A 16091-nucleotide genomic window follows, 5' to 3' on the forward strand; every position below is an offset into this window, starting at 1 on the left:
AGGCACTGTAGTTTCATGCATCACCCGATGCGCCCACCCCGCGACACTCGTCATCCTGAAGCGAGTCTCGCCCCATCACATCCGAAGAAGGACTCGATGACAACGAAGTCTGAAGCTCGCGCCACTCGGAAGGCCGAGAAAGCAAACGACCCCACGCGGGTCTCGTTCTGGAAGTTCCTCACGTGGTCCGCGACCGGCGCCTCGTACGCCGTGTCGGTCATGCTGCTCGGGTACTTCACGATCTACGCGACGGACAGCCTGGGGCTCAACGCGGGTATCGTCGCCGGCATCCTGGTGTTCGTCAAGATTCTGGACGCACTGGGCTTGCTCTGGTCGGGCTGGCTGATCGACCGAGCACCGGAGACGCGATGGGGTAAGGCCCGGCCGTTCGAACTCGCCATCGTGGGCGTTTGGGTCGCATCTGCGCTCCTCTTCAGCATTCCGGGGGGACTCGGAGACGTGGCGAAGTACATTTGGATCGGCGTTGCGTATGCGCTGATCAGCGCCGTGTTCACGCCGCTGCTGAACTCGAATGATCCGCTCTATCTCGCACGCGCCTTCGGGAGCCGTGACGCGATCACCAAGATCAGCTCTCGTTCCGGGATCTTCGTGGGCCTGTTCGCGATTGTCGCGGGCATCGGGCTGCCGTTGATCTTCGGAAGCGCCGGAAAGGACCCGAGCGCCTGGACGATCGCCGCGTGGAGCCTCGCGGTTCCCATGGCGCTCTTCGGCCTTGGACGATTCGTGTTCAACAAGGAGAAGTACCTCACCGAGGATCCCACCACCCCCAAGGTGACACTCAAAGAGATCTGGACGGTGCTGAAGTCCAATCGGCATCTGTGGACCATCGCGGCTATTCAGTTCGTCAACGCGTTCGTCGGATTCATCGGCGTTGGCACGTACTACTTCCGCTACATCGTCGGTGACCTTTCGCTCCTGGCCCTCGCCAGCGCGATGAACATTCTGCTGCTGCCTATCCTGATCTTCCTTCCCGTCCTGGTGCGCAAGTTCGGCATCGCCAAGACCATGTTCGTGGCGAACCTGATCGGCGCGGCCGGCTTCGTCCTGTTCGCTCTCGGCGGGCTGGGGATGCCTTTCGTGATCGCCGCGCTGCTCTTCTCAGCCGTCGCCGGCATCCCGATCGCGTTCCTCATTCCGGTGATGATCATCGACAGCGCGACTTACAACGAGTGGCAGGGCAACCGTCGCCTCGAAAGCGTCGGCGGCGCCGTCACCGGATTCGGCCGCAACATCGCGGCGGCGATCTCGGTGGGCGCGACCGGTCTCGTGCTGACGGCCACGGGATACAACGGAACCCTCGACGTCCAGGCCCCGGCCGCGACCGCCGGCATCACGGTGCTGGCGAGTTGGGTCCCGGCGGCACTGACAGTGATCTCCGCATTCGTGGCGCTGGGCTACGGAAAGTTCGAGCGCCAGCTGCCGACCATCACCGCCGACATCGACCTGCGCCGCATGGAAGAGGCGAATGGGGAGGTGCCCGCCTGGGCGACGCCGTACATGGCGACGGCTGCGACTGCCGCGAGCGGCATTCACATTGTGACTGAAGGGCACACCGCCCACGGAGCGGATGCAGGACCGGAGCGCTCGAGCCGGGACGTCTGACCAGAGAGGTGCGGCGGATGCAAGCATCCGCCGCACCTCCCCTGACGAGGACTCATCGATCGCCGCACAACCGAGACCCACTGCGATGACACACACACCAGAGTTGGACGTGCTTGTTACCACCTGGAGAGGGGTGCAGTTCGCCAGCCTCGCGCACAGCTTCGCGGCTCCTCAGCCGGTAGACCTCACTGCCCTGCCCGTCCCCGGCGGCACCGCCGGAAGCGCACCCCTGCAACGCCTCCATGCCGCGCGCCCGCTGGGAGCGGCGACATCGCCGGACTGCCTGTTCCTGAATGTCTTCGCACCGAAGGGAGCGGCGGATCTGCCCGTCGTGCTCTACTTCTTCGGGGGCGGATTCGAAGCGGGCGCCGCGTCCGAGGCATCCATCGACGGGGCCCACCTTGCGCAGCTCGGGCCCTGCATCTTCGTCGCCGCGAATTACCGGCTGGGTGCCTACGGGTTCGCCCACTTCCACACGCTGAGCGACCAGCTGACAGACGCGCACAACCTCGGTCTGCAGGATGCCATCGCGGCGCTGCACTGGGTGCGGAAATTCATTCACCTGTTCGGAGGGGATCCGCACCGTGTCACCCTGATGGGCGGCAGCTCCGGCGCATTCCTGGCTACCGCACTCGCGGTGGCCCGAGGAGTCGCCCCGTCCAAGCCCTCGCCTGCTTCTCGGGCGGCGCGTCACGCATCATCGCCGAAGAAGACTCGCTGCGCTTCGGCAAGGACATCGTTCGCGCCCTCGGCCGCGAGGCGTCCGGCTCGACCCTTCTGAGCTCGCGCGCGGAAGCGATTCTCGATGCACAATCCACTGTCACGCCTGTGAACATCGCGTCCCGGAACAGCCGGCGACCACGCGGCTTCGGAATTGCACGCGACGATACCTCCCGGAACCCGGTCGTCCCCGATCATCCGCTCGCCGTCGTCTCCGCCGGCGGCCTTCGAGACACCTTCGTCCTGGCCGCGGCCGCTGTCGACGAAGCACAGGGGTTCCACCCCGCCACAGTCCCCATTCCCGCCTCAGGTCTGCTCGAGGGGATCCAAGACTTCACCGGCACCACCCGGGAAGCCATTCGGCGCGAATACGGCGACGGGGACCCTCAATCGAAGTGGCGCCGCCTGCTCGCCGACTACATCTACCGGCTTCCGGCCGCCCGCCTCGTGATGGCGCAACGGGCCGCAGGCGGCAACGCCGCATACCTCGACATCAGTCGAGATGACGGCGCCCCCGCTCATCATGGGGCAGAAGCACCAGCACTGTTCCAGCCACCGACCAACGACCGCGAACGCACGGTCGCGATTGCGGTTCTCGAGCTCATCCGGACAGGACGCGTCGACGCGGACGGCGTCCGAGAACCTTTCGTCGCGGGCGATGTCCTGCCTGTCGATGTCCTGCCACCGTCGCACCTGCTCGAACTCTGGGAAGGTGTCCCGAGACCATGACCGCCAGTTACCGCATCGGAGCAGGATCCGGCTTCGCCGGCGACCGCATCGAACCAGCCGCGACTCTCGCCGAACGCTGTGATCTCGACGCCCTCGTCTTCGAGTGCCTCGCCGAACGCACGATCGGGCTCGCACACCAGCGAATGACCCACGAGGACGCCGCCGGTTTCGATCCCGCCTTCCTTCAGCGTCTTCGCGCGGTGCTTCCCACGCTCCCCGCCAAGACCAAGCTGCTCACCAACGCCGGCGCAGCCGACCCGCGCGGTCTCGCTCGCGAGATCCAACGCGAACTGGCCGAACACGCGCACCCCCGTTCTCTTTCTATCGCGGCCGTGTTCGGTGACGACGTCATCGACGTGCTACCCGGGTCCGCGCAGATCCTCGGCACCGATATGACGGTCGCCGACCTCGGCGACCGAATCGTGTCCGCCAATGCCTACATCGGCGCAGCCGCAGCGGTCGCAGCGCTGGACGAGGGCGCAGATATCGTCGTGACCGGTCGCATGGGCGATGCGGCACTCTTCGCCGCCCCGATCCTGCATCACTTCAACGCGGACCCCGACTCCCCCGACGCCGCCGCTGCCCCCACGCTCATCGGTCACCTGCTCGAATGCGCCGGGCAACTCACCGGTGGCTACTTCGCCGATGGCATCCGCAAGACCGTCCCCGACCTCGCGCATCTCGGATTCCCCTTCGCAGGCGTGGAAAGCGACGGGTCAGCCGAATTCCGAAAGCCGGAGAACACCGGCGGAGTCTTGTCGCGCGAGACGGTGCTCGAACAGCTTCTCTACGAGATCGACGACCCCCGCTGCTACCAGACCCCTGACACCACCCTCGACTTCACACCTGTCCTCATCCAGGAGACGGGACCCAACCGGGTGCGCGTCAGTGGAGTCCGATCAACGGGTCGCCCACAGCAGCTGAAGGTGAGCATCGGCGTCATGGACGGGTATCTCGCGGCAGGGAGCATCGCGTACGCGGGGCACGCCGCGCTCGAGCGGGCGCAGCTCGCGCTGGCGATCGTGAGCGAACGATGGGAATCCGTTCACGACCGCCCCGCGTCCGAGCTTCGGTTGGATCTGCAGGGCGCGAACTCGCTGCGGCCGTGGACGCAACCACCGCACGCTCCCGCCGAGGTGCGAGCCCGCATCGGCATCCGAAGTTTCGATCCTGGCGTGCCCGCTCTCCTGCGCCGGGAACTCGAATCCCTGTACACGAACGGCCCCTCCGGCGGAGGAGGAGTCGAGTTCTCGTCCTCCCAGACCGTCGGCATCGTCTCGGCCCTCATCGACCGCGACCTTGTCCAGCCGCGATTCGAGATGATGCGATGATCCAGCTGCACGAGGTCGCCCATGCACGCGCCGGCGACAAAGGCAACACGTCGATCATCATGGTCGCCCCGTACATCCCGGACGACTATGAGCGCATCGCAGCGGCCCTGACGCCTGCCCGCGTCGCCACCCACTTCGGGGTGCCGCTCGCAAACGTCACCATCCACGCTGCGGCCACATTGCGGGCGTTCACCATCGTGATTCGCGAACGCCTCGACGGCGGGGTCACCCGCTCCCGCGGTGCCGACCCCCATGGCAAGACGCTCTCCGGGCACCTCCTCGAGCTTTCCGTTCCCGACTGACCAGCGTCGCCGAAGCATATTTCGAGCGTGCCCCCGATCCATCCAGAAAGAGCACCGTGACCGCGTACGAGCCGCACCCGGAGGTCGGGGCACCGTCCTGCGACGTGCAAAGTGCCGTCATGCTCACGACGGCCCTGGGAATGGTCGACGCGTCCCTCAACGGCGCGCCTGTAAGTGAAGCAGTGCTCACGCCGGGGTGGACCAGTTACGAATGGCGGGTTCGCCATTCGGCCGACGAGGTGAGCAACCTCGTATCAGCTCGCGTTGGGTGCACCGATCGGGACAGCTCGAACTCGAAGCGGACGTTCCCGCTCCCGCCACCATTCGCCTTCCTGGCGCAGCTGACGAGCGCGTCGAGGCGGGCCATCACCGGCGGTCGGTCCCCTGGCCCGAAGCGGCGTACGCGCGGTAGGTGCTCAGTCGGTCGGCTCAGCGCCATCGCCGACTTCTCGTGCGAGAGCCGTGTTGCGGGCGGAACCAGCCCGCAGGGAGCGCCCGCAGGTCACTTTCGACCAGACAGCCAGGATCCGGCGTCTCACTGCGAACCGCCTGCCCGCGCGGCGGAGATCCTTCCGGACCATTCGCGAGGCACGATCCACGTGCAGGGCGTCCCCGCGGGCCGCTGCAGTCGGCTCTATGCGGTGTCGAACGAGGTCCTCCAGAGCGCTGCTGAGGGCGAGGGAGAGCTGGCCGTCGACGTAGACCGGATCTGACGCGGCGCTCTCGAGTCGAGCGGCCAGTCTCGACTCCACGTCTCGGCGCGCACGGAGGCCGGGAATGTCCACCGCGCGGTAGTCGTGGCGGTTGCGCCCGTATCCCTCGCGCCCCGACGCTGCCGCGATGGCGGAGGCCAGTCGGTCCGACTCGGCGCGACGTTCGCGAGCGAGATCCCGAATGACCTCGCGCACCAAGCGACGAACGGCCTCACGGGAGAGTGAGCCGCCTCGGCTCATCGTGTGGCGGACGATCGCGTTCCGGATACACATCCGTGCCCCAGCCTCGGAGAGCAGGAACGCGTCGTCCACCATCGGTGCGAGGAAGTTGACCGACTCCTCACCCATCCCGGGTTCAGCGCTGCTGATCAGCGGTGGCCAATCCTGCGTCGACCAGGGCCCCCTGGCTGCGAGCAACCCGTCCCAGCCATTCCAGGCTCGGCTTCGGCGATCGCTCGAAGGTGACGCGATCGACCCCGATGAGCCCGAAAGTGGGCCCCCAGTGTCCCCACTCCCAGTTGTCCAACAGCGTCCAGTGCAGGTAGCCCAAGAGCTCGACGCCGTCGCGGGCGGCCGCGAAGAGCCCCCGCAGAGCCTCGGCCGTGTACTGGATCCGGCGGTCGTCATCGCCCGTCGCGATCCCGTTCTCCGTGACAAGCAGAGGTACACGCGCAACATCCCACGCGTGTCGGAGCGCGAGCCCGAGGGCGTCGGGGCGGAACGGAGTGCCGACGAGCGTGTTGCCCTCGGCCGGCTGATGAGCGATCGGGCCCTGCGGGCCGACGCTCTGCGCCGAATACGCCTGCACGCCCAGGAAGTCATCGGAACGGGCGGCCTCGAGGAACACATCCTCTCGAGCTTCGCGCTCGTAGCGGAGGCGCTCCTCTCCGCCCTCGACCGCCTCGAAGACCTGGTTCGCGACACTCCATCCGACCCGTGCGTCGGTCCTGGCCGACAGCACGTCGCGAGCTGCTCGATGCGCCTCGATCAGACGTTCGCTGTGCTCCCTGGTCGGAGCCGGCAGCCCGCTCACATTGAGCACAGGCTCCTCATCGCCGTCACGCGCGACAGTCGGACTCTGCCAGGCGTTGAACGTCCCCTCGCGCATCATCTGCTCGATCGTCATCATCTGCGCGAGCATGTTGGGCTCGTTCATCGTGATCAGGTACGGCACGTCGCCCAAGATGGGCGCAACGGTCTCGGCGAAGAAGGTGAACCGGTCGACCGCGTTGGATCCCATCCACCCCCCTTCGTCGGCGAACCACAGCGGGTTCGAGAAGTGGTGCACTGTCACGACGGGGGTCACTCCCGCGTGCAGGCAGGTGTCGATCATGCGCCGATAGTGCGCGAGTTCGGCACGCGACACCTGACCGGGTCGCGGCTCGATGCGCGACCACTCGATGCCGAATCTGTACGTGTCGAGCCCGGACTCCGCCAGAAGCGCGATGTCTTCGGGATACCGGTGGTAGCTGTCGCAGGCGTCCCCGCTCGGTTCCATGCCCGGCGACGCCGCCTCACGGCGCCACCAATCCGAATTGAGATTGTTTCCCTCGATCTGCATCGGGGCGGTCGATGCCCCCCACAGGAACCTGTTGATGTCGGACATTCGCCGTTCCTCTCGTTCATTGAGCCGGAGCACCCACGGGGAGTCAAGGTAGACGGCATGCGATGCCGCCGGAGGGCACCTGGTGCCCACCCGCGATGCCGCTGCGGCGGCACCAGGACGCCCAGACTGCACCCGTTTGAAGTCCGTAGCCTTCGTCGGCTCGGGGGCGACCGGCACCCAGCACCACCGGCGCTGACCTTGGACACCCGCTCTCCTGTAATTACAGTGCCTCACATAGTTCATGCCTGTCAAGCGCCGGAGTGAGTCAGCTTCCATTGGCCTGGAGAATTGTTTCTTGCACCACGCTTCATTTTCGGGTTAGCCTGAACGTATGAGCAATGCCGCCCGGAGTCGCGTGCGGGTTCAATCGCGGCGCGACGACTTTCGACCGACAGCGCCCGAATTCGTCAGCGACAGACAGCGTGAAGATCGAGCGCAGCCCGCCAACCCGGTGGCCGCTGCATCCAGGCGACACCTACGGCCGACTGCAGGGCGCGTTCACAGCGCCACCGAAGCAACGCGGCCCGAAGACACGCCAACTCATCATCGAACTCGCGATCCAAGACCTGAATCCGCAGGATCGTCGCGGAACATCTAAGGAGCCTCATGCGACTCTTCACCCACACAGTCGGCACCCGCGGCGCGAGCCTCACCTGTTACATACAGGAGCCCGACGAGGGACTCAAGAACGCGACCGTACGCCCTGCCGCACTCATCCTGCCAGGCGGCGCATACATGTTCCTGTCGGCGGCCGAATCAGAGCCGGTTGCGCTCGCCTATGCCGCGGAGGGGTACAACACGTTCGTTCTGCGCTACACCGTGGGACCGGACAGCCCCGTTGCGGCAGCCTATGAGGACGGGCAGGCCGCGTTGGGGTGGCTTCGCGCCAACGCCACCGATCTGCACATCGATCCGGCGAAGATCGTCGCTGTCGGCTTCTCTGCCGGGGGCCACCTGGCGGCGAGCCTCGGTGCGTTCGGCCCCGAGCGCCCGAACGCTCTCGTCCTGGCGTACCCGGGCGTCGAGGGACCAACCGCTCGGGCAGGAGTTTCGCTGGCGGACGCGATCACTCCCGAGATGCCACCGGCATTCCTTTTCGGCACCGTGGGAGACGACGTCGTTCCGGCACGCCAGTGGCTCTCGCTTCTGCAGGCGCTGGAGTCGAACATCGTCCCCTTCGAGTCGCATCTCTACATGCTCGGACCTCATGGAGTGAGCCTTGCGAAGGCGCACACATCAAATGGCCGAGCAGCCGGCGTCTCGCCGGACACCGCACGGTGGTTCACGGACTCGGTTCGCTTCCTCACCGCGATCTTCGGCGACTTCCTCGTCTCCGGTGAACCTCAGGACTACTCCCAGCTGGCTGCCCGCGCGACGTACGGTCCGGACATGCCGATCTACCGGCTCATCGAAGAAGCAGGTCCCGCGGCGGTTCTCGAAGTGCACATCCCCGCGCTTCTCGAACGTCTCCGGGGAAGCGCCGGATCAGCGATGTCGCTGCGGCAGCTGTCCGAGTTCGCGCCCGACCACCTGCCGACTGCGACCGTGGAACGCATCAGCGCGGACCTCGCCCGATTCAACGAGGTGACGGCATGACCGCACAATTCGCTGACTACTTCGCTGCTCCCTACATCGATATCGACGAGTGGCGAGAAGAGCCGACGAGGCACAGGTACCTGCACGGCGGCTTCGAATCCACCACGACGCGGTTCTCCCTCTACCTGCCGGAGGCCGATCGGTACGAGGGCCGCTTCTTCCAGTACGTCACACCCGTGCCCGACGACGAGAACATCTCCCAGGGCCAGGTCGGGGAAGAGGACAAGATCTCCTTCTCGATCGCGTCCGGCGCCTACTTCGTGGAGACCAACGGCGGCGGGAGCGTCGCAAAGGGTGAGTTCCCCCCGTCGCCTCTCATCAGTGCCTACGGCGCGAACGCCGCTGTGGCGGCATACAGTCGGGTCGTGGCTCAGGAGGTGTACGGACCACACCGGGCGTACGGCTACCTGTTCGGAGGGAGCGGCGGCGGGTTCCGCACGATGGGCGCGGCTGAGAACACCGAAGGCGTCTGGGACGGATTCGTGCCCTATGTCATCGGAAGTCCGATGGCCCTGCCGAACGTGTTCAGCGTACGTATGCACGCGCAGCGCATTCTGCGGGACAAGCTCGACGACATAGCCGATGCGATGGACGTCGGCGGATCCGGTGACCCCTATGCCACCCTGACCGAGGAGGAAGCCGCGGCGTTCCGCGAGGTGACGGCCATGGGATTCCCCACGCGTGCCTGGTTCGGTCATCGCGGTTTCGGCGCTCACGGCTATCCCGCGGTACGCGGGCCGATGACGATGGTCGATCCGTCCTATTTCGAAGATTTCTGGAAGGAACCCGGATATCTGGGCTCCGATCCCGAATCGTCCGTGCACCGCGACCGCGTCGTGCACACGACGTCGGTGACGGAGACTCTCTCGACGGCCGAACTCGCTGAGCTGAATCTGGCTGAACTGCCGCATCTGCAGCGCCAGACCAGCTCGGGTGGAGGCGTCGACGAATCCTTCAAGCAGGATTCGGGCGGCAAGCGGAACGTCGCCGCCGTGCGCCTGGCGGCAGCCGCACCCGCCGACACACAGAGTGCCGACCTGATCATCGTGTCGGGACCCGCCGAGGGCACGGTGGTGCAGCTGCGCCTCGTCAAGAGCGACCTCGCGGTGCTCGACATCGGCAACGACCCTCGGGTGTTCGATCTGCTCGACGCTGGTGTAGCCGTCAAGATCGACAACTCGACGGCACTCGCAGCACAGACCTATCACCGGCACCAGGTGCCGGACGACCGCACGTTCGCCGTGTGGGATCAGTACCGCGACAACACCGGCAACCCGCGATTCCCGCAGCGATCCGTCGTCATCGGCCCCCTCATCACGCAGAGCGCGAGCGGTCAGCCGCAGACGGGGCGCTTCGAAGGAAAGATGATCGTCTGTGCGTCCTTGCTCGACCGCGAGGCTTTCCCCTGGCAAGCCTCCTGGTATGCCGACCGTGTCCGCGAGCATCTCGGCCCTCAGACAGACGACCGATTTCGGCTCTGGTTCACTGACAACGCCGTGCACGGGGATATTGCAGACGAAGGACAGCCGACGAGGATCGTCAGCTATCTGGGCACGCTGCAGGCCGCGCTTCGCGCGCTCAGCGGGTGGGTCGAAGGCGGTATCGATCCGGCGCGCTCCACCGAGCATCGCGTCGTCGACGGCCAAGTGCTCGTGCTCGGTTCAGACCAGCCCGGTGGCGTTCAGCCGGTGGCGCTCCTGACCGCCGACGGCACCGAGCATGCGCATCCCGCAGTCGGTGAGGCAGTGGAGATCGTGCTCGAGGCCACCGCTCAGATCGGCGGCCTCGTATCCGTCAAGTGGGATCTCGATGGCGACGGTGTCTACGAGTCGATCGACCGTCTGACTGGAGAGAGCATCGTGCGCATTCTCCGAACCGCGCGCTTCGACACACCGGGTGTGCGTTTCCTGACGGCTCGGATCACCGCTCAGCCGGACAGCGACGCCGCGACACCCTTCGCGCGGCTATCGAACCTGGCGCGAGTTCGCATCTCCGTCGACTAGCTCGCGAAGCCGGAGAGTCACCGTGCCGACAACATCATCGAAAGGCCAGATCGCCATGTCCAGTGAAAGTGCAGCCCCTTATCGGGACCGCTCGCTCTCCATCGAGGAGCGCGTCGAGGATCTGCTCTCCCGTCTCACCCTGACCGAGAAGGCAGGGCAGCTGACCCAGTACTTCTACATGGGTGTCGCGATCAACATGCCGTCGGATCTCGACATCGCCTCGATCCCGGACGAGCACCGCGCACATGTGCAGCAGCCCTTCATGGTGCAGTCGGCCGTGCGGGCCGGGACCGCCGGGTCTGTGCTGTTCGCCAAGGATCCCGCACTCGTCAACCACCTGCAGCGCATCGCCGTGGAGGAGAGCCCGCACGGCATCCCCCTGCTCGTGGGCTACGACGTCATCCACGGCCTGCGCACGATCTTCCCCGTCCCGATCGCGCTCGCTGCCAGCTGGAATCCCGCTGTCGCAGAGGCCTCTCAGGCCGTCGCTGCCGCAGAGGCCCGCGCCGTCGGCATCAACTGGACCTTCGCTCCGATGATCGACATCGCGCGCGACCCGCGCTGGGGGCGGATCATCGAAGGCGCCGGCGAGGACCCCGTGCTCAGTGGCGCGATCGCCGCCGCGCAGGTCCGCGGCTTCCAAGGCGACGGTGGGGGCGGCAGTGTTCTCGCCGGACCCAAGCACTTCGTGGGCTACGGCGCCTCGCGCGGCGGCCGCGACTACGACGACGCGGAAATCTCCGACTCCGAGCTGTGGAACGTCTACATCCCGCCGTTCCGCGCCGCCGTCGAAGCGGGAGCCGCGAACGTGATGAGTGCGTACATGGACCTGAACGGCGTCCCCGCCTCGGCCAGCAGCTGGCTGCTGAATGATGTGCTTCGGGATGAGCTCGGCTTCGACGGCTTCACCGTCTCGGATGCGAACGCCGTGCGCTCCCTCGAGGTTCAGCACTTCGCAAAGGACCTTCAGGACGCCGCTATCCGCGCGGTGAGCGCCGGCCTCGACGTCGAGATGGCGATGTTCGACCCCGCCTATGACCGCATCCCCCAGGCAGTCAGCGAGGGAAGGCTGTCGGAGGCGACCGTCGACCGTGCGGTGCGGCGAGTGCTGACGGCGAAGTTCCGCCTCGGCCTGTTCGAGAATCCCTTCGTCGACGAGGCTGGCGCCGCGACCGTCCTCGGCAGCACCGCCAGCCGCGACGCCGCAAAGGATGCCGCAGAGCAGACCTTCGTACTCCTGAAGAACGACGACGCAGCCCTCCCCATCGCTGCGAACGCGCTGTCGTCGGTGGCGGTCATCGGTCAGCTCGCCGCAAGCAAGCGCGACGTTCTCGGCCCCTGGGTGTTCGACCACGATGTCGACGAGGCGGTTTCCGTCCTGAAGGGCCTCCGCGATCGGCTCGGCTCGGGTGTGCGCATCGAGTACGCGCCGGGCGCCAGCATCCCCGAACGTCTCCACCCCTCGCTCTTCGACCGGATGGACGCCGCGGTCGAAGCGACCCCCGCGGACTACGACGACGACGCCGAGATCGAACGCGCAGTGACGATCGCCGCCGAGTCCGATGTCGCCATCGTCGTGGTGGGACAACGACAGAACCAGATCGGCGAGAAGTCATCTCAGGCGACCCTCGAACTCACCGGTCGTCAGCTCGAGCAGCTGAGGCGGATCACTGCAACCGGTACGCCGGTCATCCTCGTCGTCATGTCGGGGCGCCCTGTTGACCTGCAGTGGGCCGATGAGAACGTCCCCGCGATCCTGCAAGCGTGGTACCCCGGCGTCCGCGGCGGCGACGCGATCGCGTCGGCTCTCGTCGGCGACATCTCACCCGCCGGCCGGCTCCCCTTCACCTGGCCCCGCAATGTCGGGCAGATCCCGATGATCTACGCGCACAATCGCACATTCCAGCCGGAGGAGCAGAGCCGTCGGTACTTCGATGAGCCGAGCACACCGCTCTATCCCTTCGGCTACGGGCTGTCCTACTCGGAGTTCTCCTACGGACCGGTCACTCTCGAACGCGACAGGATCGCGATCGGGGAGTCCGTGCGAGTTCGCGTCGATGTGACGAATGTCGGCAGCCGTCGCTCCGACGAAGTAGCCCAGCTCTACGTGCACCAGCGCTTCGGCACGTCCACCCGTCCCGTGCGCGAGCTGAAGGCGTTCCAGCGACTCCACATTCCTGCCGGCGAAACCCGCGAGCTCACGTTCGAACTCGGCCCCGACCAGCTGCGCTACTGGAGCGCGGCAGCGCGAGGCTACGTCCAGGATGACACCTTGATCGACATCGCGATCGGCGGAGACTCGACAGCGCCGTTCTCCGCCACGCTGACCGTTCACGGCGGGCCTCTCGAGTCATGACGAACGCTCCGTTCAGCAGCCAGAGTCCCTCGCTGGACTCTGCGACATCGGCGCCTGCTACCCGGTCAGGAGGCCGGGTAGCAGGCAAGGTCGCCCTGGTCACGGGCGCCGCACGCGGCCTCGGTGCCTCGTTCGCTCGCATGCTCGTCTCGGAAGGGGCGAGCGTGATTCTCACGGACGTCCTCGACGAGATCGGCACCGAGCTGGCTGCATCCCTCGGCGACCGGGCACGATATGTGCACCTCGACGTGCGCGACTACGAGGAGTGGGAGCGCGCCGTCGCTGAGTCGATTGCGGCTTTCGGGCGACTGGACGTTCTTGTCAACAATGCCGGAGTGGTGCGAAGCTCCCCCATCGACGAGCATCCGACCGACGACTGGAAACTTGTCATCGACGTCAACCTGACCGGATCCTTCTACGGCATTCGAGCAGCAGCGGCGGCCTTGCGCGCATCCGGCTCGGCATCCATCATCAACGTCTCCTCCGAAGCGGGACTCCAAGGGTATGAGCGGATATCCGGCTACAACGCCTCGAAGTTCGGCCTTCGCGGATTGACCAAGAGCGCCGCTCTCGACCTCGGGCGCCACAACATCCGAGTCAACACCGTTCATCCCGGCATGACCCGCACACCGCTGCTCGAGGGCAGGGAGTTCCCGCAGGATCACGTCGCGCTGCATCGGGTGGGAGAGATGGACGAGGTGGCGCGCCTGGTGCTCTTCCTCGCGTCGGACGAGTCATCGTTCTCGACAGGATCCGAGTTCGTCGCCGACGGAGGAGAAGCAGCAGGGCTCGTGCGCTCCTGAAGGCGGCAGACTTCCTCCTTCTTCTCTCTCCCCCTCGGACAACGCATCGATCTGCGCCGTGCTGGGTCAGCACGATGTGAAGATCGTCCCATCGACCTACTACGCCGCGAGATGCCGCGGCCGCTCGCCACAGGAGGTGTCGGAAGGCGCGCACGCCTGGTCCCCGATCCGGGCACTGCCCGCAAGGGGATCCGCTTGCGTTCGTTCATCGGCGCAGGCTGCCCGTGCTCTGAGCTCGCGGCAGCGTCGATATCGCGCACGGGGTAACCGATCCACGCGACGAGAAGTCTCAGTGCTATCATTCTTGCTAGCAACACGTGGGAGGTGAGTCAGATGGCGACGATCGTGGTCCGGAACTTGCCCGAGGACGTGCGGGAGAACCTGCGCCTGCGTGCTCAACGGCATCACCAGTCGATGGAGGCCGAGGTCCGCGCGATCCTGTCCGAGGCGGTCGCTGACATCGATCCTGTCCTGGCATGGCTCGACGAGTCCGCGCAGATCCGCGAAGAGACCGGTGGCGTCGATCTGCCTCAGCCGTCCCGCACAGCGGCGCGGGACGTCTCCCTGTGATCATCGTCGACACCAACGTGTGGTCCGAGACCCTGCGGGCGGTACCAGACCCGCACGTCTTGCGGTGGTTTCGAGCAAACGCAGCCGATCTCTACATGCCGGCATTGGTCGTGCACGAGCTGGTGTTCGGCATCGAGCTCCTCCCGGACGGGCGGAAGCGGACCCAGTTGGAACCGCATGTGCATGCGATGATCGCTCGGATCGCCAGGCGCGTGCTGCCCTACGACGCCGACACGGCGCGCACGCACGCGGCGCTGCGCGCGGCCGCGCGCCTGGCAGGCCGGGAGCCTTCAGCCCAAGACGGCCAGATCGCCGCCCACGCGGCCCATCACAACGCCGCCCTCGCGACCCGGAACACGACCGACTTCGCCGGCTTAAACATCACGCTCGTCAACCCCTGGGACGTGCGCTGAGGGATCATCCGCGCGCACGTCGGCAGGGTGCAGCGCCGCGGCCGCAGCATCCCCACGGTCGAAGCGTCAGAGATGTCCGGATGCAGATTCGTCAGGCATGTCCTGATACATCACAGACCGCGGCGGCTCAGATGCACACACAGGTGCACACATGCGGTGCACACATCGGCTCTGATTCCAAGGAGGTTTCCCAGCCCCCGACCGTCCAGACTCGCGTAATCACGCGGAAGTTCGGCGTTACGGTCTCCGAGTCGGCGGCAAGCGCGATCAAACCCGATCAGAGCACCCCGGAAACAAGAAAAGACCCGGCTGACCGGGTCTTTTCTCATTCACTGTCTCAACACAGTGCGCGCCTGGAGGGACTCGAACCCCCAACCTTCTGATCCGTAGTCAGATGCTCTATCCATTGAGCTACAGGCGCAGGACCCGTCGCGCGGGCCTCGACTACATTACCCCACGACGGGTCGAACTCACGAATCGGCGCCGGGGGCGGCGTCCACGGATGGCGATCCGCCGGCGCGGATCTCCTCGAGTCGGCGCTTGTGCGCGGCGAGCCGCGGAAGATCGACCAGGCGCAGCGACTGCATGCGCGCCTCGCGCATCTTGTCGTAATCCGGCTCGAGGTCGGGCCGGGCCGCCTCGATCCGCAGCGTGCGGTCGATGTTGCGGGCGACGTCGGCCCAGGCGGCCTCGCGCGCCGCCTCGACGAGCTGGCGGAGCTCACCGTCGTCGGATGCCCGAGTGCGCAGCTCGGCGGCGACGCGCTCGGCCTGCTTGCGACGACGGCGCAGGTTTCGCACGTCCCGGCTGCTGTAGTCGTGCGAGCCGTACGGATCGCGGAAGCGCCGGCTGGCCTTCTTCTGCTCGCGGCGCGCCCGAGCCCCGTCGGCGTCGGCCTCGCCGGCGAGCGCGAGCAGCGTCTCCCGCGCATCGGGCAGGAACCGGTCGACATCGAAATCCGCGCCGCCCGCGAGGATCTCGACGAGGATCTTGTTCTTCAGCGCGAGCCGCGTCGCCGCCGCAGCGACGTAGACGCCCTCCGCGACGAGATCCCGCACGCGCACGTCCTCCCCCAGCACGCGGACCTCACCGCCCCCGTCGGATTCGGGGGGCGGCCCGTCGTGTCTCTTCTTCTTGCGTGACAAGAGCATCCGTCCGGACTACACGGGCGTCGTGTAGGTCGACCTTCCGAAGCCGAGGATGAAGAACCCGATCACGCTGAGGATCCGCAGCAGGAGGAACGAGAGGACCGCGCCATGGGCACCCGGGGCCGCCGCGGTGTCGGTGATGTTCTCGAGCGCGACCATGCGCTCATCCTAGGGGGCC

At 66.5% G+C, this 16091-nt stretch carries 15 protein-coding genes, 1 tRNA gene and 1 pseudogene; 12 read left to right on the forward strand and 5 right to left on the reverse strand.

Annotated elements, in window-relative coordinates; all coding sequences use genetic code 11:
- The first annotated feature begins 15 nt into the window (after positions 1-15).
- The 6 genes and pseudogenes from SM116_RS16595 to SM116_RS18445 all read left to right on the forward strand — a co-directional run.
- Positions 16-1623, forward strand: coding sequence for an MFS transporter (locus tag SM116_RS16595; RefSeq protein WP_320942074.1), 1608 nt, complete (start codon positions 16-18; stop codon positions 1621-1623).
- Between the two features lie 109 nt (positions 1624-1732).
- Positions 1733-2404: a carboxylesterase family protein gene (locus tag SM116_RS16600; protein WP_320942075.1), complete on the forward strand. Its 672-nt coding sequence runs from the start codon at positions 1733-1735 to the stop codon at positions 2402-2404.
- A 47-nt stretch (positions 2405-2451) separates the two neighbouring features.
- On the forward strand, positions 2452-3072 hold the full coding sequence (locus tag SM116_RS16605; protein ID WP_320942076.1) for a hypothetical protein: 621 nt from the start codon (positions 2452-2454) through the stop codon (positions 3070-3072).
- Positions 3069-4403 carry an acyclic terpene utilization AtuA family protein gene (locus SM116_RS16610; RefSeq protein WP_320942077.1) on the forward strand — a complete coding sequence of 445 codons (1335 nt, stop codon included), beginning with the start codon at positions 3069-3071 and terminating at the stop codon, positions 4401-4403. Before SM116_RS16605 ends, SM116_RS16610 begins: the two co-directional genes overlap by 4 nt.
- Positions 4400-4705 carry an AtuA-related protein gene (locus SM116_RS16615; RefSeq protein WP_320942078.1) on the forward strand — a complete coding sequence of 102 codons (306 nt, stop codon included), beginning with the start codon at positions 4400-4402 and terminating at the stop codon, positions 4703-4705. The genes SM116_RS16610 and SM116_RS16615 overlap by 4 nt, the downstream gene beginning before the upstream one ends.
- A 104-nt stretch (positions 4706-4809) precedes the next feature.
- A pseudogene (locus tag SM116_RS18445) lies at positions 4810-4950 on the forward strand (alpha-L-rhamnosidase N-terminal domain-containing protein); the annotation flags it as partial.
- Positions 4951-5121: 171 nt separating this feature from the next.
- Here the strand turns inward: SM116_RS18445 and SM116_RS16620 are convergent.
- Together SM116_RS16620 and SM116_RS16625 are read right to left on the reverse strand one after the other, a co-directional pair.
- Positions 5122-5766: a hypothetical protein gene (locus SM116_RS16620; RefSeq protein ID WP_320942079.1), complete on the reverse strand. Its 645-nt coding sequence runs from the start codon at positions 5764-5766 to the stop codon at positions 5122-5124.
- 7 nt (positions 5767-5773) lie between these two features.
- Positions 5774-7267: a glycoside hydrolase family 1 protein gene (locus tag SM116_RS16625; protein ID WP_320942080.1), complete on the reverse strand. Its 1494-nt coding sequence runs from the start codon at positions 7265-7267 to the stop codon at positions 5774-5776.
- A 363-nt stretch (positions 7268-7630) separates the two neighbouring features.
- On the opposite strand from SM116_RS16625, the gene SM116_RS16630 reads away from it, so the two are divergent.
- From SM116_RS16630 to SM116_RS16655, 6 genes are all read left to right on the forward strand, one after another.
- Positions 7631-8620 (forward strand): alpha/beta hydrolase, encoded by a 990-nt coding sequence (locus SM116_RS16630; protein WP_320942081.1) that lies wholly within the window; start codon positions 7631-7633, stop codon positions 8618-8620.
- A gap of 176 nt (positions 8621-8796) precedes the next feature.
- Positions 8797-10623, forward strand: coding sequence for a hypothetical protein (locus SM116_RS16635; protein WP_320942082.1), 1827 nt, complete (start codon positions 8797-8799; stop codon positions 10621-10623).
- Between the two features lie 55 nt (positions 10624-10678).
- Positions 10679-12979, forward strand: a complete 2301-nt coding sequence (locus SM116_RS16640; RefSeq protein ID WP_320942083.1) for a glycoside hydrolase family 3 N-terminal domain-containing protein — start codon at positions 10679-10681, stop codon at positions 12977-12979.
- Positions 12976-13782, forward strand: coding sequence for an SDR family oxidoreductase (locus tag SM116_RS16645; protein WP_425563200.1), 807 nt, complete (start codon positions 12976-12978; stop codon positions 13780-13782). Before SM116_RS16640 ends, SM116_RS16645 begins: the two co-directional genes overlap by 4 nt.
- A gap of 333 nt (positions 13783-14115) precedes the next feature.
- Positions 14116-14352: a FitA-like ribbon-helix-helix domain-containing protein gene (locus SM116_RS16650; protein ID WP_320942084.1), complete on the forward strand. Its 237-nt coding sequence runs from the start codon at positions 14116-14118 to the stop codon at positions 14350-14352.
- Positions 14349-14765: a PIN domain-containing protein gene (locus SM116_RS16655; RefSeq protein WP_320942085.1), complete on the forward strand. Its 417-nt coding sequence runs from the start codon at positions 14349-14351 to the stop codon at positions 14763-14765. Before SM116_RS16650 ends, SM116_RS16655 begins: the two co-directional genes overlap by 4 nt.
- A gap of 348 nt (positions 14766-15113) precedes the next feature.
- Here SM116_RS16655 and SM116_RS16660 read toward each other — a convergent pair.
- From SM116_RS16660 to SM116_RS16670, 3 genes are all read right to left on the reverse strand, one after another.
- Positions 15114-15186: transfer RNA gene (locus SM116_RS16660), tRNA-Arg, on the reverse strand.
- A 49-nt stretch (positions 15187-15235) separates the two neighbouring features.
- Positions 15236-15844, reverse strand: coding sequence for an asparagine synthase (locus SM116_RS16665; protein ID WP_320942086.1), 609 nt, complete (start codon positions 15842-15844; stop codon positions 15236-15238).
- Between the two features lie 81 nt (positions 15845-15925).
- Positions 15926-16072 (reverse strand): hypothetical protein, encoded by a 147-nt coding sequence (locus tag SM116_RS16670; RefSeq protein ID WP_320942087.1) that lies wholly within the window; start codon positions 16070-16072, stop codon positions 15926-15928.
- Positions 16073-16091 lie beyond the last annotated feature (19 nt).

Origin of the sequence: Microbacterium rhizosphaerae (genome assembly GCF_034120055.1) — a bacterium.
Lineage (GTDB): Bacteria > Actinomycetota > Actinomycetes > Actinomycetales > Microbacteriaceae > Microbacterium > Microbacterium rhizosphaerae.